The organism is Mesorhizobium sp. WSM4844 (assembly GCF_055811775.1).
The window spans coordinates 42,859-56,289 of sequence record NZ_JBVVQB010000029.1 but is presented as its reverse complement, the minus strand read 5'-3'; the positions used below and the strand labels follow the sequence as shown (position 1 = coordinate 56,289).

The window sequence follows — 13,431 nt, the reverse complement described above, 5'->3', positions numbered from 1 at the left end:
CCGGGGAGAGTCGGAAGAATGCAGACTGTTCTGAGGCTGGTGAAATGGCTGCTCGGGCTGGCCGTGCTGGCGGTCGCAGCACTCGCTGCCTGGCTGTATCTGGCGCCGCCGGAACTGATCCGCGTCGGCTCGGGCTATACGGCCAAGATCGTTTGCTCGAATGTCTTTATCGCCGGACGCGATGCCAATCAGGTGCTCGCCGTCGACGTGCAGGCGCCGGGCCACCCGCTGCTCAGGCTGATGCGGGTGTCGGTCGACTGGGAGCAGGGGACGGTTTCGGCCGGGCTGTTCGGCGTGTTCGGCAAGAGCGTCGCCGTCGTTCGCGACGGGCTCGGCTGTGCTTCGGTTCCGGGCGGCGACGTCGCCAGGGCCAAAGCAGTCGCCGGGGCGCCGCTGACACCAGCGCCGCCGCTCGACGTGCTCTGGCCGGAGGGCGACAAGGTCGACGCATCGCAAAACCCCGAGATCGCTAAAATCCTCGACGATCCTGCAATGACCGGCGCCGGTATGCGGGCGGTGGTGGTGGTCAGGAACGGCCGCATCGTCGCCGAGCGTTATGGCGCAGGTTTTACCGAAAAGACGCCGTTGCTTGGCTGGTCGATGACCAAGACGGTCAACGCCGCGATCGTCGGCACGGTGGTGAAGGACGGCAAGATGGTGATGACGAACCAGGGCCTGTTCGGACCCTGGAAAACGGACGGCCGCGCCGCCATCAGTCTCGCCGACATGATGGCGATGTCGAGCGGGCTGGAGTTCAACGAGGATTATGGCGACGTCACCGACGTGACGCGGATGCTCTATCTCGAGCCTGATATGGCGGGCTTTGCCGGATCCAAGCCGCTGACCGGCGAGGTGGGCAAGGTATTTTCCTATTCAAGCGGCACGGCAGCGATGCTGTCGCGGCTTTGGCAGGATGCGATCGGCGACAAGAACAAGGCGCTGGCGTGGCCAAGGATTGCACTGTTCGACCCACTCGGTATGCAGAGCGCGGTACTGGAGACCGACGAGCACGGCACCTTCGCCGGCTCGTCCTATCTCTACGCCACCGCCCGCGACTGGGCGCGCTTCGGCCAGTTCCTGCTGCAGGATGGTGTCTGGAACGGCCAGGAGATCCTGCCTGCGGGCTTCGTCGCCTGGATGCGGGAAGCCGCGCCCGCCTCGAAAGTCTACGGCAGGGGCCAGCTGTGGGTCGAGGGTCCTGGCGACGAAGAGAGCCCGGGCGCCGGCATCGCTGCGGGCCTGCCAAGGGATACTTACTGGATGGAAGGCCATGACGGGCAGACGGTCGCCATCATCCCCTCGGAGCAGCTTGTGGTGGTGCGGCTCGGTCTGACGCCGGCCAAGCTCGGCTACCGGCCGCAGATCATGCTGGCAGCACTGGTGAAGGCGCTGCATTAGAGGAATGCGGCGATCGCTCGCCGCAGCGCCTATGCAGCCGTCGCCAAAGGCCTTGCACGATCACGACTGTGCAGAACCTTTGATGGCAGAGCGAGGCGCCCCCTCTGTCCTGCCGGACATCTCCCCCACAAGGGGGGAGATTGGCCGTGATTGCGGCTTTCGCTAATGTCCAACGTTGATGTGCAGGCGCCGTCAGCGAAGCTGCCAGCTGCAGGCCGGTCGTCAGCGCCCGTCAGTCAAAAACCAAATCCTCCGTGCTGAGGAGCTAGACGGCGATCTTGATCACAGCCAGCCAGGCGTAACCGCGAAAAAGCGTTCTAAACCGAAGGGTTCCGCCGATCTTTGCAGATTCCGATTCCAGGACGTCTCGCAGGGCCTCGCGCGGATCGACGTGGAATTTTCTCAGCCAGCCGCGCAGCAGCGTGCGGAACCAGCGGGGCAGGGCCTCCTGCTGGCCGAAATCGACGACGTGCAGCGAACCGCCGGGTGACAGGGCTGCAAGTGCCGCCGAAATCGTCTTCTCCCAGCCGGGGATCATCGACAGCGAATAGGAGACAAAAATGCGGTCGAAACTTTCGACGGAAAATAGCGCCTTCGCGTCGAAATCAGTGGCGTCGCCGCGCGCCAGCTTGACGCGGCCGGAAAGACCTTCGCGGGCAATGGCAGCAGTGGCCGTTTCCAGCATTTCGGCTGAAATATCGAGACCGAAGAAGCGGGCGTCGGGATAAAGGCGGGCGGCGAGGACGATGTTGCGGCCGGTGCCGCAGCCAAGCTCGAGCACGGTGCCACCGGCCGGCACTTCCAGCCCTGATATCAGCCGGTCGCGGCCGAGCAGGTAATATTTGCGGGTCAGGTCGTAGATGTGGCGCTGCCAGCGGTAGACGCCGTCCATCAGTTCGCCGTGCCCGGCCGGCGGTTCGCCGTGCCTGGCCGGCAGTTCGGTCGCGCTCATGCGGCTTGCTTCACATAGAGGTGGAAGCCGCCATAGATGGCCGAACGGTCGCGGGCCGAGAATTCGCGCGAGGCCTCGTCCGCATAGCTCCACTGGTCGAGCAGCGACTTCGAGACCCGGCCGGGCAACAGGCTGGGTTCGGCCGCAGTGCGGAAGATGACGCGAGCATCGGTCGACGCGGTGCGGGTGATCTCGGCCCACAGCGCATTGAGCTGGTCGTCGGTCATCCAGTCCTGCGCGTCGAGCAGGACGAAGCGGTCGACCGAACCGGCATCCTTGCCGGCAAGGAGCTCGATCAGATTGGCATGGTGGATGGCGACGCGGTCGACATTGTTGCGGATCGTTTTGTAGTTGCGTTTTTCGAGATAGGCAGGCAGCGCCGCCTCGCCGGGATTGGGGTAGCGGCGGGCAAAAGCCTGCCAGGCGAAATAGTTGTTCTCCAGCGGAAAATCGCAGGCGAGCTTTTCCAGCCGGGCCTTCAGCACGCTGGCCATGGTGCCGTCGCCCGAGGTGATCAGCGAATCGTACTGTGCCGGCGGAATGCCGAGGCCGAACAGCGAGGCTTTTCGCGATGTTGCCCATTTCAGCAGCGGTTTTTCGAAAACCGGCGCCAGTTCCTCGTCGAAGAAGCGGCGCTGGTCGACGAGGCTTTTGGCTTCCATGATGCCGGCCGGATCGACGCCGAAGAATTTGGCGGTGCGATGGCCCATGGCAATGAACAGGCCGAGCAGTCCGGTCTGGTAAAAATTGCTGTCGAAGACGGCGATGCGGCGACGCCGGCGCCAGTTGCGATGTTCCCAGTAATGACGGCTGACCGGGTCGAGATGCGGCGCGATGAAACGGTCGTAGGCTTGCGAATTGTGACGGGTTTCGGCAGCGCCGAAGAAACGGAACAGGTCACCCTGCGACGGCAGATGGCGCACCGCTTCGAGCTTCATGCGGTTCAGCGCGATATGGGCGGCGTTGAGATCGACGGCGTCGATCCGTTCCGGTGACCGGGTGAGATAGGCAAGGATGTTACAGCCACCCGAGGCGATGGTGACGACGCGGTGGCCCTGGCCAAGCTGCATCGCCTCCATGTCGACGTCGGGGTCTTCCCAGATTTGTGGATAGACGAGGCCGGAAAACAGCAAGGCGAAGAGCCGTTCTGAGAGGCCGGCCTTCGACAGCGGGCGGTTCTGGTAGACGGCCTTGCCAACTTGCTTGCCGCGGCGAAAAACCAGTTCTCCGGAAATGTCGGTCATGGCAAGGCGATTCCCCGTTTGCTTTGCCGCAAGCGGGTAGCGCAGGTGAATGACAGGCCGGTGACAGTCTGTTGAGGCGAGTTCAGGCCTTGCCAAATCCGCCCGGCGTCGGCGTCGTCACGATGACGGCCTCGCCGGCCTCGAGCAGCGTCTGGTCGCAAGCCTTCAAAACTTCGATGCGGCCATCCTTGCGACGGACCTTGGTCGAGCCGACCTCGCCATCGCCGCCGCCGTCCAGGCCTTGCGGCGGGCGGTTGCGATGTGAGGACAGGATCGCGCATTCCATCTTTTCGAGGAAGCGGATGGTGCGTTCGGTGCCGTCCCCGGCATTCCATTTGCCTTTGCCGCCGGAGCCTTCGCGGATGTGGAAATCCTCGAGCAGGACGGGGAACCGCAACTCCAGCACTTCCGGGTCGGTCAGGCGCGAATTGGTCATGTGGGTGTGGACGCCGGAGGTGCCGGCAAAGCCGCGGCCGCTGTTCATCCGGCCTGCCGGCGAGCCGGAGCAGATCGTCTCGTAATACTGGTACTGCTTGTTGCCGAAGGTGAGGTTGTTCATCGTGCCTTGCGCATTGGCCATCGCGCCCATGGCGCCGAACAGCGCATTGGTGACGTGCTGCGAGGTCTCGACATTGCCGGCGACGACGGCGGCCGGGTAGGTCGGCTTCAGCATGCAACCCTCGGGAATGATGATGTTGATCGGTCTCAGACACCCGGCATTCATCGGGATCATGTCCTCGACCATGACGCGGAACGCATAGAGCACGGCTGCGCGGGCGACCGGCTCGGGGGCGTTGAAGTTGTTCTTCATGACCGGCGATGTGCCGGTGAAGTCGACGGTCGCCTCACGCTTTTGCCGGTCGACCGATATCTTCACTTTGATGATTTGGCCGGTGTCGGTCGGATACTCGTATACGGAGTTGTCGGGCAGCCGCTCCAGCACGCGGCGCACGCTTTCGGCGGCATTGTCCTGGACATGGCCCATATAGGCTTCGACGACGCCAAGGCCGAAATGCGCGACCATCTCGCGCAACTCGGCCACGCCCTTTTCATTGGCGGCAATCTGCGCCTTGAGGTCGGCGATGTTCTGGTGCGGATTGCGCGCCGGGTAGGGGTGGTCGGTGAGCAGTGTCTCCAGCTCCTTCTCGCGGAACCGGCCGCGATCGACGATGCGGAAATTGTCGAACAGCACGCCTTCCTCGTCGACGGTGGTGGCGAGCGGCGTCATCGAGCCGGGCGCCGTGCCGCCAATGTCGGCATGATGGCCGCGCGAGGCGACGTAGAAGAGGATCTTTGGCGATTGGCCGATCTCCCCCCTTGTGGGGGAGATGCCAATTGGTGACAAAGAGGGCAGGGCAGAGGGGGACAACGTCGAGCGCTCGGCTTCGCGATATGCCGTCTCGCCAATTGGAGGCGTTGGCGGGACAGCGCCCCCCTCTGTCGGCTTCGCCGACATCTCCCCCACATGGGGGGAGATTGGGCGCCCATCCTCAAAGACCGGCGTCACCACCGTAATGTCAGGCAGATGCGTGCCGCCATTATAAGGCGCATTCAGTGCGAAGACGTCGCCGGGGTGAATGTCGCCGGAGTTGAGCCGGATGATGGTTTCCACCGAACGGTCCATGGAGCCGAGATGCACCGGCATGTGCGGCGCATTGGCGACCAGCGCGCCATTGCGGTCGAAGACGGCACAGGAGAAATCCAGCCGTTCCTTGATGTTGACCGAATAGGCGGTGTTTTGCAGCGTCACGCCCATCTGTTCGGCTATCGACATGAACAGGTTGTTGAACACCTCCAGCATGACCGGATCGGCCTCGGTGCCGAGCGCCGCCAGCCGGCGCTTTTTCTCGATGCGACGCAGGAGCACGTGGTTCCTGGCTGTGATTTCGGCCTGCCAGCCCGGCTCGACGACGATGGTCTGGTTCGGTTCGATGACCAGGGCAGGGCCGCCTAGCCTGTGCCCCGGTTTAAGCGCCTCGCGGCGGAAAATGCCGGCGTCTCGCCAGGTGCCGTCGATGAAGATTTGCCGATTTTCCGAAGGGCTTGCGGCGATGTCCTCAAGGATTGAATCACTTTCCTCGCGGCCGGCGGCGCCGCTGTCGATGCCTTCGACGCCGACCGATTCCACGATCATCGGCTTGTCGTCATAGACGAAGCCGAACTGCGCCTTGTGCGCTGATTCGAAATCCGCCTTGGCGCGTGCGATCGAGCCGCGCCCGAAATTCACCGGCAGCGCGGTGTCGGTGCCGTCGTAGCGGATCTGCAGCACCGGTTTCGAGGCGACGGCGTCCTCGGCAATGCCTTGCGCGGCAAGTTCGTCGATGACGGCTTTGCGCAGCGTCGCGATGAGCTCGTCGATTGCCGGCCTGGACACTTCCGCCAGCGGTTTCAGCAGCGCCTGCTGGCGCGACGAAAAAATCGAGGACAATCCAATGCCATAGGCCGACAGCAGGCCGGAGAAGGGATGGATCAGCACCGCCTCCATGCCGAGTGCGTCGGCAACGAGGCAGGCGTGCTGGCCGCCGGCGCCGCCAAAACAGTTCAGGAGATACTCGGTGACGTCGTAGCCGCGCTGCACGGAAATCTTCTTGATGGCGTTGGCCATGTTTTCGACGGCGATGGTGACGAACCCTTCGGCGACCGCCTCCGGCGCGCGGCCGTCGCCGATTTCGGCGGCGAGTGCGGCGAATTTCTCGCGCACGGTTTGCACGTCGAGCGGCTCGTCCTGGCCGGGTCCAAAAATGGCCGGGAAGAAGTCGGGCTGCAGCTTGCCCAGCATGACATTGGCGTCGGTGACGGCCAGCGGGCCGCCGCGTCGGTAGGCGGCCGGGCCGGGATTGGCGCCGGCCGAATCGGGCCCGGCGCGAAAACGGCCGGCCTCGTAGTGCAGGATGGAGCCGCCGCCGGCGGCGACGGTGTGAATGCGCATCATCGGCGCGCGGATGCGCACGCCGGCAACCTCGGTGTCGAAGGCCCGCTCATAGTCGCCGTCATAATGGGCGACGTCGGTTGAGGTGCCGCCCATGTCGAAGCCGATGACCTTGTCGAAACCAGCGAGCTTTGCTGTCTCGACCATGCCGACGACGCCGCCGGCCGGACCGGACAGCAACGCGTCCTTGCCCTGGAACATATCGGCGGCGGTAAGGCCGCCGGATGACATCATGAACATCAGGCGAGGGGATTCCCTCCCCCTCGAGGGGAGGGTGGCGGTGAAGCCACCGGGAGGGGTCGGTTCGACTGGGTTCGACGCTCTGGCGGTGCCTTCTGAGATGACACTCTCTGGCTGCTGCGCAGCCTGCCCTTCGCTATGGCTCCGGGCGTTCGTCGCTGAAAAAGCCAAATCGTTGGCTTTTTCTCGGCCTTTGGCCGACCGCTCCTCACCCCCCTCGAGGGGGGAGAGGACGCCCAGCTCTTCCGCCACCCTCTGCACATACCTTGCCAGAATCGGCGACAGATAGGCGTCGACCACGGTGGTGTCGCCGCGGCCGACCAGCTTGATGAGCGGCGAGACCTCATGACTGACCGAGATCTGCGAAAACCCCAGTTTCCTGCAGACTTTTGCAACCGCCTTTTCGTGGTCGGGATATTTCCAGGCATGCATGAACACGATCGCCACCGCGTCGATGCCGTCGGCCCTGGCTTGTTCGATGGCCGGGCGCATGGCGGCGATGTCGAGCAGCCTTTCGACGCGGCCGTCGGCGCGCACGCGCTCGTCGACCTCGATGACGCGCTCGTTGAGCTGTTCGGGAAGGATGATCTGCTTGGCGAAGATATCGGGCCGCGCCTGATAGGCGATCCTCAGCGCGTCGCGAAATCCCCTGGTGATGAGCAGCAGCACACGGTCGCCCTTGCGCTCCAGAAGCGCGTTGGTGGCAACGGTGGTGCCCATCTTGATGTCGCCGATCAGGCCGGATGGGATCGGCGCGCCGGATTTTAGCCCGAGCAGATCGCGAATGCCCTGGATGGCGGCGTCGGCATAGGCTTCGGGATTTTCGGATAGCAGCTTGCGCGGGTGCAGCCCGCCTTGCGGGTCCCGGCCGATGACATCGGTGAAGGTGCCGCCGCGGTCGATCCAGAAATCCCATTTGACGGTCACGGCAGCTCTCCCGGGCATTTTATTGATTCAAATGTGCTAATTCGCCATGGTCTGGTGTTAATTCGCCATGGCTTCGCCGGCAACGCAAAAGCAGATGATGTTACATACGGAAATGCAACGTTATGAAACCCATGGGGCATTTGGTGCATTCTGTCCTCGATCGTCACCGGTAGCGGGGGCGTGATTAGAGGAGAGATGTCATGAAGAAACTCATTCTTGCGTCGGTTTCGGCGCTTGCCCTGCTTGGCGTTGCGGCTTGCAGCGACAGTGGCACGGGCGGGGACGCTACCACCACGCAGAGCACCAATCCGCCGGCGAACGAACAGCCGATGCAGCCGGCTCCCGACGCGACCAAGCCGGCCGAGCCGGCTCCGGCACAGCCATCTGCGCCGGCGCAGTAATTCTTATGTGATGAACGGAAGGCCGGCATCCTGCCGGCCTTCTGACTTCAGGACAGTCTTCTTGCGGGCCGCCGCCGCAAGCCCGGTTTCGCCTGTCACTTTTTGGCCCAGCAGAAGGGGCCGAAATGGCGAGGTGACGAAGGCTTGCAGTTTCGCGCGCCATGGCCGTTGCTGCCTGCTAATTTCCATGATCGACGGTTGCGCCAGCTGCTCAGGGAGGCCTCCTGCTCAGGAGGGCGCGAAATCGGCTGGGCCGGCCCTGCGGCATTGTCTTCAGCTTGATAGCGGTGGGCTTGATAGCGGCGGCCAGTTAGCCCTAATAGGTGCCCATGTCGATTTGGGATCGCCTCGGCGACTTCATCACCCGCGTTTCGTCCTCAACCTCGTCCGGCGTCGCCGACGTGGTCGAGGCTGTGCGCACGGTTTTCTCCGGCGACCCCGACCTGCGCCGGCGCGTCGCCTTCTCGGTGGCGATGATCGCGCTGTCGGCCAAGATGGCCAAGGCCGACGGCATCGTCACCCAGGACGAGGTGCGCGCCTTCCAGCAGATATTCGAAGTGCCGAAGGAGCAGACGCGCAATGTGGCGCGGCTCTACGATCTGGCCAAGCGCGACATCGCCGGCTTCGAGACCTATGCCGCGCGCATGGCGCAGCTTTGCGGCTCCGGCCATTCGAACTGCGCGATGCTGGAGGACATTCTCGACGGGCTGTTCCATATCGCCAAGGCCGACGGGCTGGTCCACGAGCGCGAAGGTCAGTTCCTGCATCGCATCGCCGAGATCTTCCGGATCGAGGAGGCGCATTACCAGAGCATTCTGGCCCGGCACGTCGATCTGGGTGCGGCCGATCCCTATGTCGTGCTCGGCATCGAGCGGGGAAAAACCTTCGAGGAGGTCAGGAAGCGTTACCGCAAGCTGGTTTCGGACAACCATCCCGACCGGCTGATCGCACGCGGCCTGCCGCAGGAATTCATCAAGATCGCAACCAGCAGGATAGCGGCGATCAACGCGGCCTATGAGATGATCGAACGGGGCCTGCGGCACGCATGAGCGGCTTCCTGCCCGACGAGCCGAGCGCCGAGGTCAGGGTATCGCCGAATTTCGGTCCACGACGCGAGACGGTCGACATGATCGTGCTGCACTACACCGGCATGGAGACCGGCGCCGGCGCCGAAGCATGGCTGTGCGATCCAGCCAGCGAGGTTTCGTCGCACTACCTCGTCCATGAGGACGGCTGCATCGTCCAGATGGTCAGGGAAAGCGACCGTGCCTGGCATGCCGGCAAGAGTTCCTGGTTCGGACGTAGCGACATCAACTCCTGTTCGGTCGGCATCGAGATCGTCAATCCGGGACATTCGCTGGGCTACCGGAATTTTCCGAAACGGCAGATCGAAGCCCTGATCGGCCTGTGCAAGGGGATTGTTCAGCGCCATTCCATCCCGGCTCAACGGGTGCTCGCCCATTCCGACGTGGCGCCGGGACGCAAGATCGACCCGGGCGAGAGATTCCCCTGGAAGGCCCTGTTCGAGGCCGGTGTCGGCCATCTTGTCGAAGCGGCACCCGTCAGGCGCGGCGCGGTGCTGAAGGCCGGCGACGCGTCTGCCGAGGTCGAGGCGTTGCAGTCGATGCTGGCGCTCTACGGTTATGGCGTGGAGATATCAGGCGCATTCGATCGGCAAACCGAAATCGTGGTCGAGGCTTTCCAGAGGCATTTCCGGCAACGCAAAGTGGATGGCGTGGCCGACGGATCGACAATTCGCACGCTGGAACGGCTGCTTGGCTCGGTGAGGGCAGTTCCGTCCAAGTAGTCTTTTCCTGGCTGTAAGTTACAGCCTGTCATTTAAAGTGACTTGCCCCGCCTTTTTTGCCGCCAATTCGACCGTCAAAGGCGATCCGTGCAAGTCGTCGGACCTACAGCCTCCCAAATGTTCCGACGTTGATTGGCGTAGCTGCGTGAAGTTCTTCGCGCGGTTCAAACAGAACAGGATACCATGCAGAAATTGACCGTTTTAACGGCAGCTGTTGCTGCCGGCGTAATGACTTTTGCCATCGGTGCGGCCAATGGCGCGCCTTTGAGCCAGCGGGCCGACCAGGGTTTCATGACCGCGTCCGATAAGACTGCCACGCCGAAAGCCGGGCAAGATGCCGGAGAAAAAAGTACAGCCTCCGCAAAGGCGAAAAAAGTTGCTCCGGTGAAAGCGAAAAAGCCAGCATCCGCAAAGGCGGAAAAGGTCTCTGCAAAGAAGGCAGTCGTTGCAAAGAAGGCAGTCGTTGCAAAGAAGCCAGTCCTTGCAAAGAAGCCAGTCCTTGCAAAGAAGCCAGTCCTTGCAAAGAAGCCAGTCCTTGCAAAGAAGGCAGTCTCCAAGCGGCATGTGAAGCGCAACAGGACCCGCATCGACCAGGCGACGACGGCGTCGATCGGCCGGCAAAGCCGGGCGGCAGCGCCGAAGCCGGCGGCCGCTGGCGATAGCGGCCAGTATTCGACGATCATCGAGCGTCATGCGGCCAGCAATGGTGTGCCGGTCTCGCTCGCCAAGGCCGTCATCATGATCGAGAGCAGGTTTCAGCCGAACCAGGTCGGCCGCGCCGGTGAGATCGGCCTGATGCAGATCAAGCCGTCGACGGCGCGGATGATGGGTTACAGCGGCTCGATCAAGGGTCTCCACGATCCCGAGACCAACATCAAATACGGCATGAAATACCTCGCCATGGCGCGCGACCTCGGCGACGGCACGACCTGCGGCACGATCCTGAAGTACAATGCCGGCCATGGCGCCAAGCGGATGAACCCGATTTCCGCGGCCTATTGCGGCAAGGTCAAAGTGCAGCTGGCCGCGCTTGGAGCGCCGGCGTAATAGACGTAATAGATCGTAATAGACTGGGACCTGCTTTTTTGTTTGCGTTTTCGAATGTGAATCCCTTTATACGCCTTGCCAGCTGGCCGGGCGGCCGCACCCGCGAAGCCGAAAGGCTGCGGGTGAGGAAAGTCCGGGCTCCATGGAGACACGGTGCCGGTTAATGGCCGGCGGGGGCGACCCTAGGGAAAGTGCCACAGAAAGCAAACCGCCACGATCCGTCGTGGTAAGGGTGAAAGGGTGGGGTAAGAGCCCACCGCGCGACTGGCAACAGGAGCGGCACGGTAAACCCCACCGGGAGCAAGACCGAATAGGGGCGGTGCGAGGGGAAACCCTCGAGGGCTGTTTCCGGCTCACCGCCCGGGTAGGTTGCGTGAGGCGCATGGCAACATGCGCCCAAGATGAATGGCCGCCACGTTCTCGCGCCGCAAGGGGCGAGGGCCATACAGAACCCGGCTTACAGGCCAGCTGGCAATTTTCGTCCAGATTTTTACAAGGAAATTCCCTGATATCAGCAGGTTGCGTCTTCGGGCGTGCTTGCTGGTTCAGGCGCTTGATTGACTGAATCAGCTTTCACTGGCTGTGCGTGAAGCATGCGTTTCTTGAAACTGGTACGATTAAATCGTACCTTCCTAGGTGCGGTGATATCAGGAGCGCACCATGGGTCAGGTCGACAAACGCAGCATCACGCTTTCGCCGGAATTGGCGGCGGCGGTCGACGATGTGGTCGCCGCCGGCGAATATGCTTCGGTGAGCGAGGTGATCCGCGACGCACTCAGGCAATGGAAGGACCGCCGTGACTTGCACGGCTACACGGTCGAGGAGTTGCGCAAGCTGGTGCAGGAGGGGATCGACAGCGGACCGGGACGATTTGCGTCGATCGATGAAATCAAGGCCGAAGCACGTGGACGATTGAAATCCGATAACGCGGCGTGAACTTGCTGCCCATCGTCCGAACTGCAAATGCAGAAGAGGATTTGATCGCGATCTGGCTTCATATCGCGCGAGGCGACGAGGCTGCAGCGGACCGGCTGCTCGACCGGATCGAAGCGCGCTGGCAGCAACTGACGACTTATCCTTTCTCGGGCGCACCGCGCGAAGACATTGCGCCCGGCATCCGGCATCTGGTCGTCGGCGAATACCTCACCTTGTACCGTGTCGGCGAGGATGCAGTCGAGATCCTGCGTGTGCTGCATGGCCGGCGCAATATCGAAGCCGACGATCTGGCTTCGTGATCGGTTCGCTCAACCGTCGACGCCGTCTAGCCCCCGGGCCAGCGACGCATCGATCGCCTGCCAAAGCGCTTCCACCGGCTCGCAGCCGACCGACAGGCGAACAAAGCCGGGCGGCACCGCATCACCCCAACGGGCGCGCCGCTCGGCCGAAGAGTGGACGCCGCCGAAGGAGGTCGCCGGCTGGATCAGCGCGCAGGCGCCGATGAACGCTTCGGCCCTGGCTTCACTGCCCAGGTCGAGGCCGATAAGGAAGCCGAAACGTTGCATCTGGGTGGTCGCCAGATTGTGCGAAGGGTCATCCTCCAGTCCAGGAAAGCGGACGGATTTCACGGCCCGATGATTTGTCAGGCGTCGGGCGATCAGTTCGGCCGATGTGCACATGCGCTCGAAGCGGACTTCCAGCGTCTCGAGGCCCCGATGGACCAGCCAGGCTTCGAATGGCCCGGGGATCGAGCCCGACAGTTTGCGCCACTCGCGGATGGCGGAGATGATCCCGGCGTCACGGCTGGCGACATGGCCGAACAGCGCGTCGGAATGGCCATTGGGCGCCTTGGTGTCAGCGGCAACGACGATATCGGCGCCGAGGTCGAGCGGGCGCTGACCGTAAGGCGTCATCGTGGTGTTGTCGGCGACGACCAGCGCGCCGGCCTCGTGCGCAAGGCGCGCCACGCCGGCCAGGTCGCAAATGTCCAGCCCAGGATTGGATGGGGTCTCGACGAACACCAGCCGGTAGCCGGAAAAACCGCCGTCCACAAAGGACTTGGTCGGTCGTGTGTCGAACGGGAGGTCGAAAGGTTTGAGAAAGCGCTCGGCAAGCAGGCGCGGCGTGTAGTAACCATCGGACGGCAACAGGATGCGATCGCCCGCCTTGAGCAGCGCGAAGAAGACCGCCGCGATCGCGGCCATGCCCGACGGGAACGCTACGGACGGCGCGTCCTCAAGGTGGCCGAGCATGTCTTCCACCGCTTCCCACGTCGGATTGTCGTAGCGCCCGTACTGGCTGACGCCGGCCGGATTGCCGGGCAGATGGAAAGTGGTCGTCATTGTCAGCGGCAGCGAGACCGGGTCGCCCTTGGCGAGCTTGACGCCACGCAAATGGGCGAGGGTGGCCGCGCGCGACTTGGCTGTTTCGGACATGTATTTTCAACCTTCTGACCGAGAAAAGAACCTGTTTCTGACCGAGAAAAGACAGGCCAACGCTATGCGTGGTGGCGCTCCGCGGCAAGCCGCCTCCGGTTAGGCCAATCGGCT

Annotated in this window: 11 protein-coding genes and 1 other RNA gene; 8 read left to right on the top strand and 4 right to left on the bottom strand. The window is 63.1% G+C overall.

Translation table 11 applies throughout. From position 1 onward, the window contains the following. Positions 1-18: 18 nt before the first annotated feature. Entirely contained in the window at positions 19-1,398 is a 1,380-nt protein-coding gene (locus AC0L2A_RS21735; RefSeq protein ID WP_473610571.1) for a serine hydrolase domain-containing protein, read from the top strand. Between the two features lie 265 nt (positions 1,399-1,663). Here AC0L2A_RS21735 and AC0L2A_RS21730 read toward each other — a convergent pair whose 3' ends face one another. From AC0L2A_RS21730 to AC0L2A_RS21720, 3 genes are all read right to left on the bottom strand, one after another. Then, a complete protein-coding gene (locus AC0L2A_RS21730) occupies positions 1,664-2,350 on the bottom strand; it encodes a class I SAM-dependent methyltransferase (protein ID WP_473509151.1) in 687 nt (228 codons plus the stop codon). Beyond that, a complete protein-coding gene (locus tag AC0L2A_RS21725) occupies positions 2,347-3,594 on the bottom strand; it encodes a BtaA family protein (RefSeq protein WP_473610570.1) in 1,248 nt (415 codons plus the stop codon). The genes AC0L2A_RS21730 and AC0L2A_RS21725 overlap by 4 nt, the downstream gene beginning before the upstream one ends. Positions 3,595-3,676: 82 nt before the next feature. Continuing rightward, complete coding sequence (locus tag AC0L2A_RS21720; RefSeq protein WP_473610569.1) at positions 3,677-7,690, bottom strand: hydantoinase B/oxoprolinase family protein; 4,014 nt, start codon at positions 7,688-7,690, stop codon at positions 3,677-3,679. Positions 7,691-7,890: 200 nt separating this feature from the next. Here AC0L2A_RS21720 and AC0L2A_RS21715 point away from each other — a divergent pair, with 200 nt between their 5' ends. From AC0L2A_RS21715 to AC0L2A_RS21685, 7 genes are all read left to right on the top strand, one after another. Further along, the gene (locus tag AC0L2A_RS21715; RefSeq protein ID WP_023798723.1) at positions 7,891-8,091 is read left to right on the top strand and encodes a hypothetical protein; all 201 of its coding nucleotides are present in this window, start codon (positions 7,891-7,893) and stop codon (positions 8,089-8,091) included. A 329-nt stretch (positions 8,092-8,420) separates the two neighbouring features. Further along, the gene (locus AC0L2A_RS21710) at positions 8,421-9,140 is read left to right on the top strand and encodes a J domain-containing protein (RefSeq protein ID WP_023798724.1); all 720 of its coding nucleotides are present in this window, start codon (positions 8,421-8,423) and stop codon (positions 9,138-9,140) included. After that, positions 9,137-9,898, top strand: coding sequence for an N-acetylmuramoyl-L-alanine amidase (locus AC0L2A_RS21705; protein WP_473610567.1), 762 nt, complete (start codon positions 9,137-9,139; stop codon positions 9,896-9,898). Before AC0L2A_RS21710 ends, AC0L2A_RS21705 begins: the two co-directional genes overlap by 4 nt. 183 nt (positions 9,899-10,081) lie before the next feature. Next, positions 10,082-10,945 carry a lytic transglycosylase domain-containing protein gene (locus AC0L2A_RS21700; RefSeq protein ID WP_473610566.1) on the top strand — a complete coding sequence of 288 codons (864 nt, stop codon included), beginning with the start codon at positions 10,082-10,084 and terminating at the stop codon, positions 10,943-10,945. A 78-nt stretch (positions 10,946-11,023) separates the two neighbouring features. Then, an RNA gene (gene rnpB / locus AC0L2A_RS21695) (RNase P RNA component class A) lies at positions 11,024-11,421 on the top strand. A 184-nt stretch (positions 11,422-11,605) separates the two neighbouring features. Next, a complete protein-coding gene (locus AC0L2A_RS21690; RefSeq protein ID WP_473610564.1) occupies positions 11,606-11,881 on the top strand; it encodes a type II toxin-antitoxin system ParD family antitoxin in 276 nt (91 codons plus the stop codon). Then, entirely contained in the window at positions 11,878-12,180 is a 303-nt protein-coding gene (locus tag AC0L2A_RS21685) for a type II toxin-antitoxin system RelE/ParE family toxin (RefSeq protein ID WP_473493951.1), read from the top strand. The genes AC0L2A_RS21690 and AC0L2A_RS21685 overlap by 4 nt, the downstream gene beginning before the upstream one ends. A 9-nt stretch (positions 12,181-12,189) precedes the next feature. Here the strand turns inward: AC0L2A_RS21685 and AC0L2A_RS21680 are convergent, their stop codons facing one another. Then, positions 12,190-13,317, bottom strand: coding sequence for a cystathionine gamma-lyase (locus tag AC0L2A_RS21680; RefSeq protein WP_473610563.1), 1,128 nt, complete (start codon positions 13,315-13,317; stop codon positions 12,190-12,192). Positions 13,318-13,431 lie beyond the last annotated feature (114 nt).

What these genes read in the sequence shown, in the direction of transcription:
- AC0L2A_RS21725 (WP_473610570.1), bottom strand. Translation starts at nt 3,594, where the DNA reads ATGACCGACATTTCCGGAGAACTGGTTTTTCGCCGCGGCAAGCAAGTT.
- AC0L2A_RS21730 (WP_473509151.1), bottom strand. Translation starts at nt 2,350, where the DNA reads ATGAGCGCGACCGAACTGCCGGCCAGGCACGGCGAACCGCCGGCCGGG.
- AC0L2A_RS21710 (WP_023798724.1), top strand. Translation starts at nt 8,421, where the DNA reads ATGTCGATTTGGGATCGCCTCGGCGACTTCATCACCCGCGTTTCGTCC.
- AC0L2A_RS21735 (WP_473610571.1), top strand. Translation starts at nt 19, where the DNA reads ATGCAGACTGTTCTGAGGCTGGTGAAATGGCTGCTCGGGCTGGCCGTG.
- AC0L2A_RS21680 (WP_473610563.1), bottom strand. Translation starts at nt 13,317, where the DNA reads ATGTCCGAAACAGCCAAGTCGCGCGCGGCCACCCTCGCCCATTTGCGT.
- AC0L2A_RS21700 (WP_473610566.1), top strand. Translation starts at nt 10,082, where the DNA reads ATGCAGAAATTGACCGTTTTAACGGCAGCTGTTGCTGCCGGCGTAATG.
- AC0L2A_RS21715 (WP_023798723.1), top strand. Translation starts at nt 7,891, where the DNA reads ATGAAGAAACTCATTCTTGCGTCGGTTTCGGCGCTTGCCCTGCTTGGC.
- AC0L2A_RS21690 (WP_473610564.1), top strand. Translation starts at nt 11,606, where the DNA reads ATGGGTCAGGTCGACAAACGCAGCATCACGCTTTCGCCGGAATTGGCG.
- AC0L2A_RS21705 (WP_473610567.1), top strand. Translation starts at nt 9,137, where the DNA reads ATGAGCGGCTTCCTGCCCGACGAGCCGAGCGCCGAGGTCAGGGTATCG.